We start from the raw sequence: 19,588 nt of genomic DNA on the forward strand, positions 1-19,588 counted from the left end.
TATCCGTTCGATCGGGCGAGACCCGCGTCCCAGGTGCCAGCCGGTGTTGGCCGAATGGTGCGCGGCAGTCCAAGCCCGGTCTCCCTGATCCTCGAGGTTCATCCGACCAAGCAACGCCACGCCGACCGTGCCCTCCGCGCCGACCGTACCCTCCGGGCCGACCGTACCCTCCGGAATGTCTCCGGCGGCCGGCGATGCTGCGGAACCAGACCCCGCCGAGCGGGTTGCCTTGCCACCTCAGAGCCCGGCGGCGAAGGAGAGAGCCATGCACGACGCCCGCACCCGAGAGCGGCTCCACCGCTCGCTGTCCGAACTGGTCGAGGCCGCCGGCGCCGTCATGGGCAAGAGCAGCCTCGTCTATGCCGCGGGGCTGCGCGCCCTCACAACCCGCACCCCGGACGATACACAGCAGTTCTTTCGGCATCTCGACCACCTCAACGAGGCGGACCAGATCTGCATCGCGCAGCGCCGAACCATGGTCCGCTATGAGCACTGGTCGATGTGATGCCTGCGACGGCGGCCGGCTCCGTTCCGGCGATCAACAAGTCGGGCCCATGAGGACGTAGGACCCTGCGAGCAGTTGCAGCCCAGTCGGGGCATTCGGGTCTGTCGCCGCGGCCCTCCACGACGCAGCCCATGCTCCACCACCTTGGGATGCCGTAGTCGGGATGGGCCCGCCGCGCCATGGCGTCAGGGGCGTGAGCCTCCCAGGCTGTGGAGCGAGGTTCCGCATCAGCCTCGGCTTTAGCAGCGGAATGGCCCTTGCCGCGTGCCAGTAAGGACGCGCCGGCTTCGGCGTGGGCGGCACCCTGCGCGCGGCGGCTTTTCGTAACGGTGCCGGGCAGAGAGACATAAGGAAAGGAACGTGGATAAATCCTGGAGCGGGTGAAGGGAATCGAACCCTCGTCGTAAGCTTGGGAAGCTTCTGCTCTACCATTGAGCTACACCCGCATCGGCGAGATTTATAGGTGAAGCGACCGCCGCATTCAAGGTGCCGTGGCGTTGCCGGAGAATGATCCGATCACGCCTGCGTGAGGCCGGACCGGGCAAGCTGACAAGCGCGGCCGCGGCAGAGTAGTCTCGATGCCTGATTGACCCGTCCGCCTTCGCCCGATAGAGCCGCTTATGCCGCGCCGCGCCCCTTCCTTGTCGGCCTCCCTGCCCGCCGCTGCCCCAGCGGGTGATGTCCTGCCCTCCTGGGCGGCACAGATCGAGGCAGAATGGCGCCGCCGCCAAAACCGATAGCCGGCGCGGTCGCGCCCGCCGGCCCCCAGCCGCGGCGCGCCGGGCTGGTGCGCTATGCGCCGCCGCTGACGCTGGGCCTCTTCCTGGCCCCGATCGCCGCCGGTCTGGTCGGCACCTGGCTGCCCGCGGCCGGCTGGCTGCCGGCGCTGGGAGGCGACCGGGTCACCCTCGCGGCCTGGCGGGCGCTGCTGGCGGCCCCCGAACTGCCGGGCGCCGTGCGGTTAACGCTGGTCAGCGGGTTCCTGTCGACCGCGATCTCGTTCGCGCTCGCGATCGGGATCTGCGCGACCGGTCATCATACGGCGCTCTTCGCTCGGCTGCGCCAAGCCCTCACCCCTCTGCTCGCGGTGCCGCATGCGGCGATCGCCATCGGCTTGGCGTTCCTGATCGCGCCCAGCGGCTGGATCGTGCGCCTGTTTTCGCCCTGGGCCACCGGATGGGATCGGCCCCCCGATCTGATAATCTCCCAGGATCCCTATGGCCTGTCGTTGGTCTTCGGCCTCGTCATCAAGGAGACACCTTATCTTCTGCTGATGACACTCGGTGCGCTTGGCCAAGTTCGCGCCGAGCGCTCGATCTCCGTCGCGCGGGCACTGGGTTACAGGCCGGCGACGGCCTGGCTGAAGGTGGTGCTGCCGCAGATCTATCCGCAGATCCGCCTGCCGGTTTATGCGGTGCTCGCCTTCTCGCTCTCGGTAGTTGACGTGGCGCTGATCCTCGCGCCGACCACCCCGCCACCGCTCGCCCCGCTCCTGCTCCACTGGTTCAACGATCCGGACCTGACGATGCGCTTCCAGGCGGCGGCCGGGGCCAGCCTGCAGCTCGGCATCGCCGTCGCCGCGATCCTGGTCTGGATCGGCGGGGAGCGGCTGGTCGCGGCCCTCGCCCGGCCGTGGCTCTCGGCGGGCGGGCGCGGCGCCGGGCAAGGGCTCGGGAGACGGACCGCCGGAGCACTGATCGCCGGCCTGCTCGGCGTCGCCGCGCTCTGCTTCGCCGGCCTCGGCATCTGGTCGGTGGCGGAGCGCTGGCGCTATCCGGATCCGCTGCCGACGACCTGGACGCTCGGCACTTGGCAGAGCCATGCCTCGGCGCTGGCCGGGCCGGCCTGGACCACCCTGTGGGTCGGTCTCGCGGCGGCTGTCGTCGCCATAATCCTCGTGCTCGGCTGCCTCGAGAACGAGAAGCGGCGGGGGTTGCACCCGTCCGCCCGCGGGCTGTGGCTGCTCTATGTGCCGCTTCTGGTGCCGCAGGTCTCCTTCCTGTTCGGCGCGCAGATCCTGCTGGTGCGGATCGGCCTCGACGGCACCTGGCTGGCGCTCGCCTGGAGCCATCTGCTGTTCGTCCTGCCCTATGTCTTCCTGTCGCTGGCCGACCCGTACCGCGCGCTCGACGACCGCTATGCCCGGACCGCGTTCTGCCTCGGCGCATCGCCGGCGCGGGTCTTCTGGCGCGTCACGCTGCCTGTGTTGCTGCGGCCCGCCCTCGCCGCGCTGGCGATTGGCTTCGCCGTCAGCGCCGGGCTCTACCTGCCGACGCTTTTCGCCGGCGGCGGGCGCTATGTCACGCTGACCACGGAGGCGGTCAGCCTCGCAGCAGGCGCCGACCGTCGCGTTATCGGCGTCTATGCCTTCTTGCAGGCGGGCCTGCCGCTGCTGGCGTTCGCGGCGGCGCTGGCGCTGCCAGCGTGGCTCTACCGCAATCGCCGCGGACTGAGCGGGCGCGGATGAGCGCGAACATGCTGCAGCTGCGCGGGATTTCGCTGCAGCTCGGCGACCGTCCGCTGCTGGCGCCGTTATCGCTCACGGTGCGTGCCGGCGAAGTGGTCACCGTCATGGGGCCGAGTGGCTGCGGCAAATCGAGCCTGCTCGCCTATCTTTGCGGCATGCTCGACCCCACCTTCCGGGCGGCCGGGCGCGTCCTGGTCGGCGGCGTCGACGTGACGGACCGACCGCCGGAGCAACGCCGGATCGGCATCCTGTTTCAGGACGATCTGCTGTTTCCGCATCTCTCGGTAGGCGAGAATCTAGCGTTCGGCTTGCCGCCGACGGTGCGGAATCGACGCCAGAGGCGGGCGCTGGTCGCGGCGGCGCTGGCCGACGCCGAACTCGCCGGGTTCGCCGAGCGTGATCCGGCAACGCTGTCCGGTGGCCAACGCGCGCGAGTCGCGCTCCTTCGCATGCTGTTGTCGGAGCCGGCCGCCCTGTTGCTCGACGAGCCGTTCTCCAAGCTGGACGCCGACCTCAAGGCGAAATTCCGCCATTTCGTCTTCGATCACGCCCGCCGGCAATCCCTGCCGACCCTGCTGGTCACGCATGACCGGGCCGATGCCGTGGCGGCCGGCGGCCGGATCATCGAGATCGGTGAATTTTCGGAGGGCGCCCCAGCGGAGTCGCCTTCGGAGTCGCCTTCGGGGTCGTTTTGAGGCCCCGAACCGGAGATTTGGCTTAGGTACCGGCGGGTTACGGCGCGATGCGGAACCTTTTCGGGGTACTGGCATTTATAGGCCTGACGCCTAGTATCGAATGCGTGGCGAACCGTTAAATTCTGGTATAGGCCGGTATAGTCGGGGGCATAACTAACGGACGGCCACCACCAGTAGCCGATTTTCAGGCCGATATGAGACATGGGAGAGGATTTTCTATGAATAAATTCAGTCTTTTGGGCATCATGGCCGCGGTCGGCCTGCTCGCGGGCTGCGCCAGTCCCACCGACGAGATCCGGGGTATGCAACCCACCGGAGTCTCGTTCACCGAGGCGCTCGCGACAGAGTACCGGGATTTCGCGCTCTTCGAGACGGATCAGATGTACGACTTCGGCGACGGGCGCTATTTCGCGCAGAAGGGGCTCGCGGCCGCCGACGGCGAGGTCGTCCTGCCGGAATCGCTGGAGAACTGGGACCTGCCGGACTCGGCGATCGGCGATCTGTCCGCCGGCCGGACGCGCTTGGTCCAGCTGCTGGACGCCAACGGGCGCACGACGGCGCCCGGGTTGGCGGCGCACGCCCAGGCGCGCTTCGACTGCTGGGTCGAGCAGCAGGAGGAAAACCATCAGGCAGCCCATATCGCGGCCTGCCGTGAGGAGTTCCTGGCGGCGCTCGCCGAGCTCGAGATCGCGATGGCGCCGGAGGAAGAAGAGGCCGTGGTTGTGCCGATCGAGCCGGAGGAGTTCCGAATCTTCTTCGAATTCGACCGCTATCAGCTCGCCGACAGCATCAACGGGCAAGAAATCATCGATCAGGTCCTGGCCGAGGTGCAGGAACTGGGCATGCCGGCGATCTCGCTGATCGGCCATGCCGACCGCGCCGGGCCGGGCGACTACAACTTCGGTCTGTCGCTGCGGCGCGCTGACGCGGTCCGCCAGGCGCTGATCGATGGCGGCGTCCCGGCCGATCGGATCAGCGTGGCAGGCCGCGGCGAGGAAGACCCGCTGGTGCCGACCGCGGACGACGTCCCCTTGCAGGAGAATCGGCGGGTCGAGATCCTGATCCAATAACCGACGATAAGACCTGACGGGAATGGCGGCGCCGGGCCACCCGGCGCCGCCTTTTTTTGCCCGGCCGCCAATGGCGGGGCACGAGGAATCGAGGCTCGGCGGGATCAAGGCCCAGCGGAATCAAGGCCTGGGGCCGTCCGCTCAGGCGCTGTCTGGACATCCTCCAACCGAGGCGTAGAATAGCTTCGAGCGATGCCGAGCGACGGAATGAACCGAGCGCGGCATGATTTTGTTGTGAAGCCATGTACTCCCAGACCACGCGATCGATTACGGTGACGGTCAGACCGTTTTTCCTTGAAGATCAATCCTCTCCGGACGAGGCGCATTTCGTTTGGGCGTATCATGTGCGGATCGAGAACGATGGGTCGGAAACAGTTCAGTTGCGCAATCGCTATTGGCGAATCACGGATTCGCTGGGACGTATTCAAGAAGTCCGCGGCGCCGGGGTTGTGGGGGAGCAGCCGGTGCTGCGGCCGGGCGATTCCTTCGAATATACGAGCGGCGTTCCCTTACCGACGCCCTCGGGTATCATGCTTGGGTCCTATCAGATCGAGAACGAGACGGGCGAGCGGTTCGATATCGCGATTCCGCCGTTCTCGCTGGACAGTCCGCACCAGCCGATTCAATTGAATTGACCGGCTGCCGACCGATCTTCAAACCCCGGCGCGCCATGCAAGTGCCCGCTGCGCATCGGCACTGCCGCGGTTTCGGGATAGGGTGATCCTGCCCCCTTGGTTGGGCGCCCCCTGGTGGGCGTCCGCTTCGCGAGATAAAGAAAGGAAATCGCCTTGACGTCATCTCATCGAATTCAGGTACCGGCCGGCGAGTCCCTTGCCGCGGACGCGCGGCGGAGCCCGGCCCGGCCCAGTCGCGCCGAGGCTGAAGAGGCGATACGGACCCTGATCCGCTGGGCCGGAGATGACCCCAGCCGGGAGGGGCTGCTCGGTACGCCGGACCGCGTGGCCCGGGCCTATGAGGAGTTCTTTTCCGGTTACGAGACCGATCCGGTCGAGTTCCTGAAGCGCACCTTCGAGGAGACCGCCGGCTATGACGAGATGGTCGTCCTGCGCGACATCCGCTTCGAATCGCATTGCGAGCACCACATGGTGCCGATCATCGGACGCGCCCACATCGCCTATCTGCCGAACAAGCGCGTCGTCGGCATCAGCAAGCTCGCCCGGGTGCTCGATACCTATAGCCACCGCCTCCAGATCCAGGAAAAGATGACGGCGCAGATCGCCAACACCATCGACGAGGTGCTGCAGCCGAAGGGCGTGGCCGTGGTCATCGATGCGGCGCATCAATGCATGACCACACGCGGGGTGCATAAGCCCGGCATGAGCATGATCACGAGCCGCATGCTTGGCGCCTTCCGGACCGATCCATCAACGCGACGCGAATTCCTCGCCATCATCGGCAACCCGCCGACGACATCGCTCGGGAACGTTTAGTCCCTGATCGCGCAAATTCGGGAAATGCACCGTTTCCCGAATTGCGCGTGCATCAGGTAGTCATAATTAAATTCATGTACCAACTTCCCATGAAAGTTGGTACTAGGGCCGGATTACCGGTTGCCGAACTGCCATAGCAACCGCTTCAGGGGGGAGTGGACCGCGGCAGGCACATCATGGCGTTATGGCGTGCCACCGCTGTCGGACTCAATAGTCGCAAGCCGTGCCAGATTTTCGGCCCGTTCTCTTCACTGCCGGCATCCTGCTGATCGCGCTTTCGGCGGCGATGCTGCTTCCCGCCGCCGTCGACGCGCTGCGCGGCGATCCCGATTGGCAGGCCTTCGTCTGGTCCGCCGGGATCACCGGAGCGATCGGTGGGGCGCTGATGCTCGGCTACCGCCAGCCGGAAACCTCTTTGATGTCCGCACGCGAGGGTTTTGTCCTGACAGTGCTGGCCTGGCTTGCGCTTTGCACCGCTTCGACGCTGCCGTTTATGCTGTCGAAGCTCAGCCTCAGCTTCACCGATGCGTTCTTCGAGGCCATGTCCGGCCTGACGACCACCGGCAGCACCGTTGTCGTCGGCTTGGACGAGCTGTCTTCGGGGATCCTGCTCTGGCGCGCCATGCTGCATTGGATCGGCGGCATCGGCATCATCGTGATGGCGGTGGCGATCCTGCCAATCCTGCGGGTCGGCGGCATGCAGCTTTTTCGCATGGAGTCGTCTGAAAAGGCGGAAAAAGTCCGACCGCGCGTCACACAGATATCGAGCCTTCTGGCCTCCGTCTATGTCAGTCTCACCGCGCTCTGCGCCGTCGCCCTGGTACTCGCTGGAATGGGGCCGTTCGACGCCGTCTGTCACGCCATGTCGACGATCGCGACCGGCGGCTTCTCGAACTACGACGCCTCGATCGGACATTTCGACAGCCGCGCGATCGAATGGATCATTATAGTCTTCATGCTGATCGGCGGCACCACCTTTGTCCTGTTGGCGCGCGCGGCCCAGGGCGATGCGCGCGCCCTCTTCCGGGACGAGCAGATTCGTTGGTACATCATCTATATCGGCATCTTCATCACCGCGCTTTCGCTTTGGCAGATACTCGTCAATGACGAACCCATACGCGAGGCAGTCCGGTCGTCGGCCTTCAATGTTGTCTCCCTGGCGACCACGACCGGGTTCGCCTCGGAGGATTATCAGCTTTGGGGTAGCTTTGCGGTCGGCGCGGTGATGGCCTTGCTCTTCATCGGCGGTTGCACCGGATCGACATCCGGCGGCATCAAGGTTTTCCGGTTTTGCGTCCTGGGCAGCGTCGCGCACAGGCAGATCCTGCATCTCATTCATCCGCATCGGACGCTACCGCCGACCTACAACCGGAAACCGATCGCGGACGAGGTTGTGCGCTCGGTGCTGAGCTTCTTCGCGTTCTATATCGGCGCCTACGCGGTGCTGAGCGTCGCGCTGACCGCCCTCGGCCTCGATTTGGTGACGAGTCTCAGCGGCGCGGCGCAGGCGCTCGGCAATGTGGGTCCCGGCCTCGGCCCGATCATCGGCCCGGCAGGAAACTACGTGCCGCTGCCCGACGCCGCCAAATGGCTGCTGTCCTTCGCCATGCTACTGGGAAGGCTGGAGCTTCTGACTGTCGTAGTCCTGTTCAGCGCCACCTTCTGGCGCGGCTGACGGGTCCGGTCGTGAGCGGACCGACCTACAGCACCATCGAAATGATCGAGCGGCTGGTTGCGTTCGACACCGTCTCGGCGCGCTCCAATCTCGGCCTGATCGACTTCGTCCGCGACTACCTGGCCGGCCACGGCATCGACAGCCGGCTGACCTTCGATACGCGCCGCGAGAAAGCCAACCTGTTCGCGACGATTGAGCCGCAGACGGGTGGCAGTCCCGGGGGCGGTATCGTGCTGTCGGGCCATACCGACGTGGTACCGGTGGAAGGACAGCCCTGGGATACCGACCCGTTCCGGGTCGTCGTGAAGGACGGACGGCTCTATGGCCGCGGCACGGCCGACATGAAGAGCTTCATCGCCATCGCCCTGGCACTGGTACCGGAACTGCGTGCTCGCGACCTGAAGACGCCGATTCATCTCGCCCTTTCTTATGACGAGGAGATCGGCTGTCTCGGCGTGCCAGCGCTGCTGCGCGACATTGCCGACGCCCTGCCTGCCCCGCGACTCGCCATCATCGGCGAGCCGACGCTGATGCGGATCGCCAACCGGCATAAGGGCGTCCTCGCCTTCGAGACGCGGGTGACCGGTCGCGACGGCCATTCCAGCGGCACGCATCGCGGCGTCAACGCGGTCGTCCATGCCGCCGAGATCATCGGCTTCCTCGACCGGCTCGCCACCGAGCGTCGCCGGCAGGGACCGTTCGACGACGGCTTCGATCCGCCCTACACGACGCTCAACATCGGCACCATCGAAGGGGGAGCGGCGCTCAACATCATTCCGCGGCACTGCGCGTTCAAATGGGAGTTTCGCCCTGTCCCGGCCGACGATCCGGCCGCGATCCCGGCGCGTCTCGACAGCTTCGTCGCCGAGACGGTACTGCCGCGCATGCGCGGAACCGCACCGGAAGCGGACGTGACGACGACGCCACGCTGTGCCGTGCCGGCCTTGCTGCCGGAGGCCGACTCGCCGGCGGAAGCGCTGGCGCGGTCCCTGACCGGGGCCAATACCACGGTCGGCGCCGCCTTCGCCACCGAGGCCGGCCTGTTCCAGGAGGCCGGCATTCCAGCCATCGTCTGCGGCCCCGGCAGCATCGAGCAGGCGCATCAGCCGAACGAGTTCATCGCCCTGGAGCAGGTCGCCGCCTGCGAAGCCTTCCTGCGGCGGCTGGCGGATTGGGCGGCGAGCGGCTGACTGTCGGAGAGCTTGCGAGGCGGCTCTCGTCCTTCGACAAGCTCAGGACGAGGGCCTCATGCTGAGCCTGTCGAAGCATGAGGGCTAATACCGATCATCGCAGAAATGCCGCGAGGTGCTCCCGGATGTTCCGATCCAGCTCCGCGTTGAGGTCGCTCATCAATGCTTCGGTCAGGTTGTACCAGGTCATCTCGCGCTCGTTGAGTGTCGCGTCCTCGACGACCGTCATGCTGCGTTGGGCGCGCGCCGTCACCGTGCCGGTCCGCATGCCTTGGGCGTTCTTCACCTCGAGCCGCACCTCGATGATCGCGTCATAGCGCTCCGACTGTTCGTCGGTAAAGAAGCCCTCGACCCCCGTCGTCTGCTCGAGCGGCACCTCGACAGCGCTTGCCTGCAGCACCGTGAAGAGCGCCGAGCCGTTGGACCCCACCGCGACCAGCCGATCCCTGGCCCACTGCATCGCCGCATCCGCCGGCTCGACCGGGAACAGATGCTCGACATTCGGCGCTCGCCGCGGCGACCGATAGTCATTGACGATGTCGACGACTGCGACGTCGAGCGGGAAGGGAGAGAGATGGGAAAAGGTAAGCTCGTCAAACCCATAGCGGTGCTGCGACGAACTGCAGGACGTGAGCCCGACTCCGGCGAGCAGCAGAAAGACGGCGGCGGCAAGCCGCGGGCGAGAGAACATCGACGGACCCCCTGATCGATTATTCAGCCAACCCCCGCATAGATACCCGACCGCGGCGACGGGTCAAGCATCGTAGAGCTTGTCGAGATCCTCCTCCGAAAAGCGATAGTCGCCGTTGCAGAACTCGCAGGTCACCACCACCGCGCCGTCGTCCTTCAGATCTTCGATCTCGCTGCGCGGCAAGGACTGCAGCACGCGCTCCACCCGCTCGCGCGAGCAGCGGCAGGCGGCCCGCAGGCTGCCGGGGGCAAAGACCCGCACGCCATCCTCGTGGAACAACCGGAAGAGCAGATCGTTTGGCGCCAGTGCCGGGTCGAGAAGCTCGGTCGAGGTGCTGCTGGCCATGAAGATCAGCGCGCGCCGCCAATCCTCGTCCGCATCGTCTGCGGCGAGTTCGGGCACTCCGCCCTCCGGAGGCATGCGCTGGACCATCAGCGCCCCAGCCCGCCAGCCGCTTCCGCCGTCGCTCCGCGCCTCGCGGCCGACAGCGAGCTTGATGCCCGCCTGAAGCTGTTCCGACTGACGGAAATAGTGATGGACACAGTCGACGAGCGTGGCGCCGACCAGCTCGACGATGCCCTGATACCGCTCGGTGTCGGCGCCCTGATCGACGGTGAAGGCGAGATAGCCAGAGCCAAGCAGCCGCGGCACGGGCGATCCCGCCGCCGGCGCCGTCTCGACGGCCGCAAGCTTCTCCGCATCGAACTGAGCATAGCCACGGATGTCGCCCGTGCTGGTCACATCCGCGACCATCAGCCGGATGGGGCCGTCCCCCTTCGTCTGAAGCGTGAAGACACCCTCGTATTTCAACGCGCCCGACAGAACCGCCGCCAGCGCGACCATCTCCGCCAGAAGCGCCGCCACCGGTTCCGGATAGTTGTGCCGGTCGAGCACCTCGTCGACCAAGGGGCCCAGCCGAACGAGCCGGCCGCGCACGGCCTTCCCTTCGATCTGGAACGGCTGGATCATGTCGTCCGGCGCAGGGCGCGGGGCCATCTGCCCCCCGCTGTGGTCAAGTCCGGCCATCAGTCAAATTCCGTGTGAGGTCAGATTTCTTGAGTCGGATCTCGTGAGTCAAATCTCGTTCAGGCACCAGCAGAGGATCGCCTTCTGGGCGTGCAGGCGGTTTTCGGCCTCGTCCCAAACCACCGATTGCGGGCCGTCGATCACCTCCGCCGTGACCTCCTCGCCGCGATGGGCGGGCAGGCAGTGCATGAAGATCGCATCGGGGTTCGCCAGCGCCATGACCCTCTGGTCGACCTGATAGGGCATCAGCAGGTTATGGCGGTCGCCCGCGTCCTTGTCGCCCATCGACACCCAGGTGTCGGTCACCACGGCGTCGGCACCGCTGATCGCCGCCGTGACGTCGGAGCTGACCGAAACTCGGGCGCCTTCCTTCCGCGCCCAGGCGAGCGCCTCGGCCGGCGGCATCAGCTGCTCCGGACAGGCGAGCCGCAACTCGAAATCGAACCGCGCCGCCGCATGAATCCAGGAGGTCGCCATATTATTGCCGTCGCCGCTCCAGGCGATCCGCTTTCCGGCGATCGGTCCCCGATGCTCTTCGAACGTCATCACGTCCGCCATGAGCTGACAGGGATGCGTCCGATCGGTAAGCCCGTTGATCACCGGGACCGTCGCATGCGCCGCCAGTTCGTGCAGCTTCTCCTCGTTCGTGGTCCGCAACATGATCGCGTCAACATAGCGGGACAGCACCCGCGCCGTATCGGCGACGGTTTCACCTCGACCCAGTTGCGAGCCGTCCCGCTCGAGAACGATCACCTCGCCGCCGAGTTGCTTCATGCCGATCTCGAAGGAGACACGCGTGCGCGTCGACGGCTTCTCAAAGATAAGCGCCAGGGACTTGCCTGCAAGGGGCCGGTCGACCCCGCCGGGCATGTCGCGCCGCTTCATCGCGGCGCCGAGCCTGAGCATTCGCTGCAGCGTCTGCGACTCCAGCCGATCGAGATCGAGAAAATGCCGCGGCGCGGCCGAATCAGGGGATTGCTGTACCGCCGTCTGGCCGGCGGTCTGGATTGTCGCCATGTTAGGCTGCCTCCTGCCAACGCCGGCAGGTCTGGTCGACGATGTCGACCGCCTCCGCGACGTGGCTCTCCTCGATGATGAGCGGCGGCAGAAGCCGCACGACATTGTCGCCTGCGCCAACCGACAGCAGGCCGCGCTCGCGCAGTTCGGCCACCATCTCCGTGTTGGGCACGCCGCATTTCAGGCCGAGCATCAATCCGGCGCCGCGAACCTCCTCGATCACCTTGGGATGGCGTCGCGCCACCTCCTCGAGGCGATCGCGCAACAGGCGGCCGATGCGGTCAACGCGGTCGAAGAACCCGTCGGCCAGAATCACGTCGAGCACGGCGTTGCCGACCGCCATGGCGAGGGGATTGCCGCCGAAGGTGCTGCCGTGGCTGCCGGCGGTCAGCGCCGCGGCGACCTTCTCCTTCGCGAGGCAGGCGCCCATGGGAAAGCCGCCGCCAATGCCCTTGGCGGTGGCGACGACATCCGGCTCGATGCCGGCCCATTCATGGGCGAAGAGCCGGCCGGTGCGCCCCATGCCGGATTGCACCTCGTCGAAGAACAGCAGCAGCCCGTACTCGTCGGCGACCGCGCGCAGGCCGCGGAGATAATCGATGGAGGCGGCCCGCATGCCGCCCTCGCCCTGCACCGGCTCGACCAGGATCGCCGCGGTCTCGGCTGTGATCGCGGCGCGCAGCTCGTTCAGATTGCCGAAGGCGACCTGATCGAAGCCCTCGACCCGGGGCGCGAAGCCCTTCAAATGCTTCTCCTGCCCGGCCGCGGAGATGGTCGCCAGCGTGCGGCCGTGGAAGGCGCCGCCGCAGGTGATGACCCGATAGCGGTTCGGATCCCCGAAATCGTCATGGTATTTCCGCAGCATCTTCAACCCGCATTCGACGGCCTCGCCGCCCGAATTGGTGAAGAAGACGGCGTCGGCGAAGCTGTTCGCGACCAGCCGCTCGGCCAGCCGCTCCTGCCCCGGAATGCGGAACAGATTCGCCGTGTGCCAAAGCTTCGCCGCCTGATCGGTCAACGCCTTGACCAGATGCGGATGGGCATGACCGAGGGCGGTGACCGCGATGCCGCTGGCGAAATCGAGATATCGTCGGCCGTCGGTCGCGAAGAGATAGGCGCCCTCGCCCCGCTCGAACGCAAGATCTGCCCGAAGATAGGTCGGCATGACGGCTGGAATCACGATACGGTCCCTTGCTCTGGTCTGGCCTTTATACTGGTCTCGCCTTTGCAGACAGGGCGCTCACCCCGCTGCGGGCTTGGTTGACCCAGTGTTTTCCCGGAAAGCCTGAGACTATCGGGACAAAGGGAGCGGGTGTCAACGCGGGTGAGATAATCGGTAGTGTTTCGGTTGCCAACGACCGGGGTCACATAGCGACCCCGGTCGCAACGGGGCAGATGCGGGTCAGGCTCTGGCGGCGATCTTAACGTCGCCGAACATGACGTTACGAGTCAGCGGCCGCGCTAGGAACTCGTGCGGGAAGCCGAGTTCGACGTCGCTCGCTTCCTCCAGCCGTGTGCGCTGCTCCTCCGCAAGCGTTACATCGAGGGCACTGAGATTGTCATCGAGCTGCGCGAGCGTCCTGACCCCCATGATGGGTGCCGCGACTGCCGGATCGAGCAATGTCCAGGCGAGCGCCACCTGCGCCGGCGTCTTGCCCGCCTCGGCGGCGACCGCCTTCACCACATCGGCGATCTCCAGCCCCCTCTCCGTCAGTGTGCCATTACCGGCAGCGATATTCTTGCGCGTGCCCGCGGCCTCCGCGCTCCCACCCCCGATATCGAGATCGGCCTTGGAGTATTTCCCCGTCAGCACGCCCATGCCCAGCGGTGACCATGGAACGACGCCGAGCCCCATTTCGCGCGCCATCGGAATGAGATCGCGCTCTACCGTACGCTCGAGGAGATTGTATTCGATCTGCAAGGCGATCAGAGGCGACCAGCCGCGGAGATCCGCGATCGCCTGCATGCGCGCGACCTGCCAAGCCGGCGTGTCGGAAATTCCGACATAGACCACCTTGCCTGCGCGCACGAGATCGTCCATGGCGCGCAGCACCTCCTCTACCGGTGTGGTGAAGTCCCAGGCGTGAAGATAGAGAAGATCGATATAGTCCGTCTTCAGCCGCTCGAGGCTCGCCTCGACGGACCGCACCATGCTCTTACGATGATTGCCGCCCGAATTGGGGTCGTCAGGCCGGGAGGCGAGCGTGTATTTGGTGGCAATCACCAGCCGCTCCCGCCGGTCGCCCGCAAATTCGCCGACAAGGCGTTCGGACGTGCCGTTGGTATATTGATTCGCCGTGTCGATGAAGTTGCCGCCGCGATCGACATAGGTATCGAAGATGCGGCGGGCTTCGCGCTCGTCGGCGCCCCAACCCCAATCGGTCCCGAATGTCATCGCGCCGAGCGCCATGGGCGAAACTCTGAGGCCCGAACGGCCCAGGAGGCGATAGGTATCCAGGGAAAGCGTGTCAGTCATGGTCATCTCCTGTTGTTGTCGCCGGAAGATGGCCCGCTTATACAATTTAGTTTATCCTGTATTATCTGAATGGGTTAGTTAGGAGATAGCGCATAATGCGCGGCAGCGACTATGCCGAGTTGAGGGCCTTCGCCGCCATCGCCGAACATGGAAGCTTCGCCCGCGCTGCGGCCCATCTCGGCGTCTCGCCATCGGCGTTGAGCCAGACCATTCGCGGACTGGAGGAACGATTGGGCATCAGGCTGCTCAACCGCACCACCCGCAGCGTGGCGCCAAGCGAGGCAGGAGCCAGGCTTCTTACCCGCCTCCTTCCTGCGCTTGCTGATCTCGACGCGGCCGTCGCCGATGTGCGGACCTTGCGCGATACGCCGTCGGGCCTGCTGCGGATCAACGCCACCCGCATCGCGGCCGTTCAATATCTGGCGCCGCTGATCGGCCCGTTCCATCACGCCTATCCCGACATCGTTCTGGATTTGGTCGTTGAAGACAGGCTCATCGATATCGTGGCGGGTCGTTTTGATGCCGGCATCAGACTCGGTGAAATGGTAGAAAAGGACATGATCGCCGTGAAGCTCAGCGGCGACGTGGAGATGATGGTCGTGGCTGCACCATCCTATCTCAACCGCTTCGGTACTCCGCAAAGCCCGCGCGAGCTGCGGCACCACCGATGCATCAATTTCCGCTGGCCGACCGACGGCAATCTCTATCACTGGGAGTTCGAGCACGGCGAGGAGACGTTGGAAGCGGCCGTGGAAGGGCCTCTCATCGTGAACGAGGCGGACGTTGCGGTCCAGGCCGCGCTCGATGGCGTCGGCATTGCCTATCTCTTTGACCACCACGCTCAGCCCGCTATCGAGGCGGGAAAGCTGGTGCGCCTGCTCGATGAGTGGACGCCACCCTTTCCCGGCTTCTATCTCTACTATCCGAGCCGGCGGCAGGCGCCGCCCACCCTGCGCGCCTTCATTGATTTCCTCAAACAGCCGTCGACGATCTCGGCGAGGGTTCGTTGATCCGACAGATCGCGCTGCACGACCGCACCGGACGTCTCGTCAGTGTTGCAAGCCTGCCGGACGATCAGCAAGGTTTGCCGGTCCCGGAGCGCTTCTATAGCGTGTGAAGGGGATTCAGGCTTTCGAACGACTGCTCGCCGGAGACACGCCCCATGGCCCGCCTCGCCAGGTTGGATCAATCGAAGAAGATCGCGGACAAGAAGGCCTACAAGCGCGAACTCGATGCGCTGCAGATGACGATTCTACAGATCCAGCAGGCCTATTTCCGCCAGCAGCGGCGGGGCATCATCGTTCTCGAAGGATGGGACACGGCAGGCAAGGGCGGGCTGATCCGCCGGCTCGGCGAGCATCTCGATCCGCGTGGCTTCCGGGTCTGGCCGATCGGCGCGCCGACGCCCGTGGAACAGGGCCGGCACTATCTCTATCGGTTCTGGCAGAAGCTGCCGGAACCGGGCAGCATCGTCGTGTTCGACCGCTCCTGGTATGGGCGGGTCCTAGTCGAGCGAGTCGAAGGCTTCGCCGCACCGGGGGAATGGCGGCGCGCCTATGACGAGATCAATGCGTTCGAGCGGCTGCTGACCGACGACGGCGTGCACATGATCAAGCTGTTCCTCCATATCACGCCGGAGGAGCAGCTCGCCCGCTTTCAGGCCCGCCTCGAAACTCCGCACAAGCGCTGGAAGCTGACGGAGGAGGATCTGCGCAACCGCGCCCGCTGGACGGATTATGTGGCCGCCATCGAGGAGATGGTCGAACGCACCTCGCCAGAGTCAGCGCGATGGCATGTCATCCCAGCGAACTTCAAATGGTATGCGCGGATCGAGGGGCTGAGGCGGATCGCGGCGACGCTCGGCGACGGGATCGACTTGGCACCGCCGCCGGCCGACCCGGACATCGCCGCCGCGATCGAGGCCATGGCGGCACAGGAGCAGAATCAGTAGATGCGCTCGACGCGGAACCCTTGCGCTTCCAGCAGGTGAAGCACGCCTTCATCGCCGGGCAGATGTCCGGCGCCGATGGCGGTGCAGAGATTGCCGTCGCCAAGGAGAGGGACCAGACGCTCGGCCATACGGTGGTTCCGCTGCGTGATGACCCGATCCATGAACGACTGCGCGGCCTGCGGGTCGGCACCGCCCTGCACCTCGAAGGTGAGAGCCAGGATCGACGCGACGTCCCGGGCCAGATAGGCGCGCTTCATCCGGGCAAAGATCTCTCTGACCTTCGGATGCAGCGCGACCGTCGCATCCAAGAGCCGGCCCTGCTCGGCAAGCGGAATGCCGTCGAAAACGGCAAGAAACTCCGGAACGGTTTCCAGCCCGTGGATTTCCTTGCCCCGTGCGGCGCCTTCAGCCTGAAGCCGCTCGTCAAGGACCTTCGCGCCGTTTACCTGACGGGCGAGTTCTTCGGGCGGCAGGCTGAGCATCCACATCACGGCCCAGGGCGCCACCCCTTTCAGATGCTCGGGATCGAGGCCGTGATCGCGCGCCGCCGCGGCGAAGGCCCCGAACCGATCCGGACCGAGGATCCTGTCCAGGCTCTGTCCGCCGTCGAGGAGCATCGCCTCGGTCATCTGCCGCTTCGCGGCGGTATCGAGAACGCTCTCGAAGGCAAGATCGTCGCACCGGGCGAAGGCCTCGGCGACCGGCGTCGGCAGCGTGACGATGTCGCGGTCGGTCGCGTGGAACGTCCCGAACAGATAGCTGTCCGCGACGCCGGCGGCTTCGATGCGCCATAGCAACCCCTGACCATGCCGCAGGGCCTCGCCGCGCGAGTCGGTCGGCAGGACAAGCAGCAGGAAAGGCAGTCCGATCAGGACCCGCCGCCAGAAACGCATGATACCCCCTCAACCATATCGCCGGGGGAGAGCATGGAGGCCTTATGCTGAAGACAAAGTAAATGCATCGCCTCACGGCTTCACGCGGAAGCCGGTCGCGAAGAGCCGGTAGACGACCGCTCCCAGGCAAAGATCGACGAGCAGCAGCAGGATCGCACCGACCGCCAGGGAGCTTTCCGCCTGTCCGGTGAAGCCGAAGCGGAAGCCGTCGATGATGTAGAAGATGGGGTTCAGGATCACCAAACTCTGGCCCAGCTCCGGCAGCTGTTGGACCGAATAGAAGGTCCCGGACAGGAAGACCAGGGGAATCACCAGGAAGGTCAGAGACGCCGAGTAGTGGTCCCATTTCTCCGCCCACAGCCCGACCAGAATGCCGAGCAAGGCATGCAGCAACGCTCCGGCCAGGGCGAAGAAGACGATCGCGGCCGGCGCGCGCACCGGCAGATCGACGAAGAACAGCAGCAGGACGACCACGACCAGCCCCGTGAAGAGGCCAGCGGTGGCGGCGCTGGCAGCATAGCCGGCCATCCGCTCGGCCGGCGTCAGCGGCGCCATCAGAATGTCGGCGATGATGCCCTCATGCTTGTCGAAGATCAGCGACGCGGCCACCGTCTCGAAGGCGCGCTGGCTGATGGCGAGGATGATGAGCCCGGGCGCCAGGAACTGCAGAAACGATACGCCGCCGACCAGATTACTGCCGTCCGGCCCCCGGCCGGCGCCCAGCGCCAGATGGAACACCGCCAGGAACAGCAGGCTGGACACGGCCGGGCCTAGCACCGTGTCGCGATAGTCCTTCAGGACGCGGAGCACCTCGCGGCGGTAGAGCGTCCAGAGACCGAGCCAGTTGACGGCGCCGAACCGGCGCGGAGCGGGCATTACCACCGCGACTTCACCTTCCGGAAGGAAACCGATCCTTAGGCCTTCAGTTTGTAGCCGGCGGCGAACATGCGATAGACGACCCACCACATCGCCAGATTGATCCCCGTCAGCACCAGGAGCCCCGCCGTGAGCGATCCGTCGGCATGACCGATGAAGCCGTAGCGGAATCCGTCGATCATGTAGAAGAACGGGTTCAGATGCGCAATCGTATGCCAGATGCCGGGCAGGCGCTCCACCGAATAGAACGTGCCGGACAGGAAGGCCAGCGGCGTGATGACGAAGTTGGTCATCGCCGCCATATGGTCGAACTTTTCGGCCCAGATGCCGCCGATGATGCCGAGCAGCGACAGCAGCAGGCAGGCGGCGACGGCGTGAAACAACACGAAGAACGGCGCATGCATGCGCATCGGAATAATCATCCACATCACCAGGCCGACGGTGATGCCGACGGCCAGCCCCCGCGAGACGCCGCCGCCGGCGATACCGAGAGTCAGCTCGCCGGGACTCAAGGGCGGCATCAGCACATCGACGATGTTGCCCTGCACCTTGGAGATCAGCAGCGAGGAGGACGTGTTGGCGAAGGCGTTCTGCACCATCGCCATCATCACCAGCCCGGGGGCGAGAAACTGAACGAAGGAAACGCCGCCGACCGTCTCCACCGCGCGCCCCAGGGCGAGCGTGAAGATCGCCAGGAACAGCAGCGTGGTCACGACCGGCGCCAGCAGCGTCTGCGTCGCGACCTTGACGAAGCGGCGGACCTCCTTGAGGTACAAGGTCCAGAGGCCGAGCCAGTTGAAGGCGCCGAAGGGGCGCGGAGACGGGGGCGTTGGTGCGAGCATCGGTTCGACCGGAAACTGGGAATTCTTGCCGCTGACCATAGGGTCGGCCCGGGTGCCTTTCAAGCATCGGGCCGGATCGGTGGCGGGAAGCATGACGCCCCCCTATCTTTCAGCCATGTCAAACGACAAGGATAAAGCGGTCCCTGGTCCTCCCGGCGCCCCTGCCGGTCGAAGAGGCCGGCGCGCGCCGCGCCGGGCGACGCCGGAATATCTGGAGCGGGCGGCGCTGTTCTATCTCGAGCGCTATGCCAGCTCCTCGGAGAACCTCCGCCGCGTGCTGCGCCGGAAGGTCGAGCGCTCGGTCCGGGCGCACGGCACCGACCGCGAGGCCGGCTTCGCGGCGGTCGACGCGCTGGTCGCCCGGTTCGCGCGGAGCGGCCTGGTCGACGACCGGCGCTTCGCCGAGGGCAAGGCCGCCAGCCTGCACCGCCGCGGCGGCTCCGCCCGCGCCATCCGTGCCACGCTCGCGGCCAAGGGCGTGCCGGCGCAGGAGATCGACGCGGCCGTCACCGGCCTGGAAGACCTGTCCGCCGACCCCGAACTCGCTGCGGCCTGCGCCTTCGCCCGGCGCCGCCGGCTGGGACCATGGCGCCGTCCGGAGGATCGGGCCGAGATGCAGAGCAAGGATCTTGCGGCACTCGGCCGCGGCGGATTCAGCTTCGAGACGGCGCGCCGCGTGCTACAGGCGGAGACGCCGGAAGAGCTCGAGGCGGAGTACGGACTTTAGTTGCCCCGCGACAAGCTCGAGGTGGGGGAACTCAGG

19 protein-coding genes and 1 tRNA gene are annotated in these 19,588 nt (G+C 65.9%); 11 read left to right on the plus strand and 9 right to left on the minus strand.

Annotated elements, in window-relative coordinates; genetic code table 11:
* Window positions 1-265: 265 nt before the first annotated feature.
* On the plus strand, window positions 266-505 hold the full coding sequence (locus DT069_RS22820; RefSeq protein ID WP_119462655.1) for a hypothetical protein: 240 nt from the start codon (window positions 266-268) through the stop codon (window positions 503-505).
* A gap of 372 nt (window positions 506-877) precedes the next feature.
* Here DT069_RS22820 and DT069_RS22825 read toward each other — a convergent pair.
* Window positions 878-951, minus strand: a tRNA-Gly gene (locus tag DT069_RS22825).
* A gap of 269 nt (window positions 952-1,220) precedes the next feature.
* Between DT069_RS22825 and DT069_RS22830 the strand changes: the two genes are divergently transcribed.
* From DT069_RS22830 to argE, 7 genes are all read left to right on the plus strand, one after another.
* The gene (locus tag DT069_RS22830) at window positions 1,221-2,972 is read left to right on the plus strand and encodes an ABC transporter permease (RefSeq protein WP_162913391.1); all 1,752 of its coding nucleotides are present in this window, start codon (window positions 1,221-1,223) and stop codon (window positions 2,970-2,972) included.
* Window positions 2,969-3,667: an ATP-binding cassette domain-containing protein gene (locus tag DT069_RS22835; RefSeq protein ID WP_119462656.1), complete on the plus strand. Its 699-nt coding sequence runs from the start codon at window positions 2,969-2,971 to the stop codon at window positions 3,665-3,667. The genes DT069_RS22830 and DT069_RS22835 overlap by 4 nt, the downstream gene beginning before the upstream one ends.
* Window positions 3,668-3,885: 218 nt before the next feature.
* On the plus strand, window positions 3,886-4,737 hold the full coding sequence (locus DT069_RS22840; protein ID WP_119462657.1) for an OmpA family protein: 852 nt from the start codon (window positions 3,886-3,888) through the stop codon (window positions 4,735-4,737).
* A 242-nt stretch (window positions 4,738-4,979) separates the two neighbouring features.
* Entirely contained in the window at window positions 4,980-5,372 is a 393-nt protein-coding gene (gene apaG / locus DT069_RS22845) for a Co2+/Mg2+ efflux protein ApaG (protein ID WP_119462658.1), read from the plus strand.
* 171 nt (window positions 5,373-5,543) lie between these two features.
* A complete protein-coding gene (gene folE, locus DT069_RS22850; RefSeq protein WP_119462706.1) occupies window positions 5,544-6,188 on the plus strand; it encodes a GTP cyclohydrolase I FolE in 645 nt (214 codons plus the stop codon).
* A 223-nt stretch (window positions 6,189-6,411) separates the two neighbouring features.
* Entirely contained in the window at window positions 6,412-7,863 is a 1,452-nt protein-coding gene (locus tag DT069_RS22855) for a TrkH family potassium uptake protein (protein WP_119462659.1), read from the plus strand.
* 11 nt (window positions 7,864-7,874) lie between these two features.
* Window positions 7,875-9,053, plus strand: coding sequence for an acetylornithine deacetylase (gene argE / locus DT069_RS22860; RefSeq protein WP_425450487.1), 1,179 nt, complete (start codon window positions 7,875-7,877; stop codon window positions 9,051-9,053).
* Window positions 9,054-9,147: 94 nt separating this feature from the next.
* Here the strand turns inward: argE and DT069_RS22865 are convergent, their stop codons facing one another.
* From DT069_RS22865 to DT069_RS22885, 5 genes are all read right to left on the minus strand, one after another.
* Window positions 9,148-9,744, minus strand: coding sequence for a hypothetical protein (locus DT069_RS22865; RefSeq protein ID WP_119462660.1), 597 nt, complete (start codon window positions 9,742-9,744; stop codon window positions 9,148-9,150).
* A 63-nt stretch (window positions 9,745-9,807) separates the two neighbouring features.
* A complete protein-coding gene (locus tag DT069_RS22870) occupies window positions 9,808-10,770 on the minus strand; it encodes an Hsp33 family molecular chaperone (RefSeq protein WP_119462661.1) in 963 nt (320 codons plus the stop codon).
* 48 nt (window positions 10,771-10,818) lie between these two features.
* A complete protein-coding gene (gene argF, locus DT069_RS22875) occupies window positions 10,819-11,787 on the minus strand; it encodes an ornithine carbamoyltransferase (RefSeq protein ID WP_119462662.1) in 969 nt (322 codons plus the stop codon).
* Between the two features lies 1 nt (window position 11,788).
* Complete coding sequence (locus tag DT069_RS22880; RefSeq protein ID WP_119462663.1) at window positions 11,789-12,967, minus strand: aspartate aminotransferase family protein; 1,179 nt, start codon at window positions 12,965-12,967, stop codon at window positions 11,789-11,791.
* A 222-nt stretch (window positions 12,968-13,189) separates the two neighbouring features.
* Complete coding sequence (locus tag DT069_RS22885) at window positions 13,190-14,263, minus strand: aldo/keto reductase (RefSeq protein WP_119462708.1); 1,074 nt, start codon at window positions 14,261-14,263, stop codon at window positions 13,190-13,192.
* 95 nt (window positions 14,264-14,358) lie between these two features.
* On the opposite strand from DT069_RS22885, the gene DT069_RS22890 reads away from it, so the two are divergent.
* Together DT069_RS22890 and DT069_RS22895 are read left to right on the plus strand one after the other, a co-directional pair.
* Window positions 14,359-15,273 (plus strand): LysR family transcriptional regulator, encoded by a 915-nt coding sequence (locus DT069_RS22890; RefSeq protein ID WP_119462664.1) that lies wholly within the window; start codon window positions 14,359-14,361, stop codon window positions 15,271-15,273.
* A gap of 152 nt (window positions 15,274-15,425) precedes the next feature.
* Complete coding sequence (locus DT069_RS22895) at window positions 15,426-16,214, plus strand: polyphosphate kinase 2 family protein (protein ID WP_119462665.1); 789 nt, start codon at window positions 15,426-15,428, stop codon at window positions 16,212-16,214.
* Here DT069_RS22895 and DT069_RS22900 read toward each other — a convergent pair.
* The 3 genes from DT069_RS22900 to DT069_RS22910 all read right to left on the minus strand — a co-directional run bounded on the left by DT069_RS22900 (window position 16,208) and on the right by DT069_RS22910 (window position 18,825).
* Entirely contained in the window at window positions 16,208-17,107 is a 900-nt protein-coding gene (locus DT069_RS22900; RefSeq protein ID WP_119462666.1) for a TraB/GumN family protein, read from the minus strand. The two genes, DT069_RS22895 and DT069_RS22900, sit on opposite strands and share 7 nt — an antisense overlap.
* 72 nt (window positions 17,108-17,179) lie before the next feature.
* On the minus strand, window positions 17,180-17,983 hold the full coding sequence (locus DT069_RS22905) for an ABC transporter permease (protein WP_119462667.1): 804 nt from the start codon (window positions 17,981-17,983) through the stop codon (window positions 17,180-17,182).
* 38 nt (window positions 17,984-18,021) lie between these two features.
* A complete protein-coding gene (locus DT069_RS22910) occupies window positions 18,022-18,825 on the minus strand; it encodes an ABC transporter permease (RefSeq protein ID WP_119462709.1) in 804 nt (267 codons plus the stop codon).
* A gap of 91 nt (window positions 18,826-18,916) precedes the next feature.
* Between DT069_RS22910 and DT069_RS22915 the strand changes: the two genes are divergently transcribed.
* Entirely contained in the window at window positions 18,917-19,552 is a 636-nt protein-coding gene (locus tag DT069_RS22915; RefSeq protein ID WP_425450488.1) for a regulatory protein RecX, read from the plus strand.
* Window positions 19,553-19,588 lie beyond the last annotated feature (36 nt).

Source organism: Virgifigura deserti, from assembly GCA_003576685.1.
In the GTDB taxonomy this organism is placed as follows: domain Bacteria; phylum Pseudomonadota; class Alphaproteobacteria; order Dongiales; family Dongiaceae; genus Virgifigura; species Virgifigura deserti.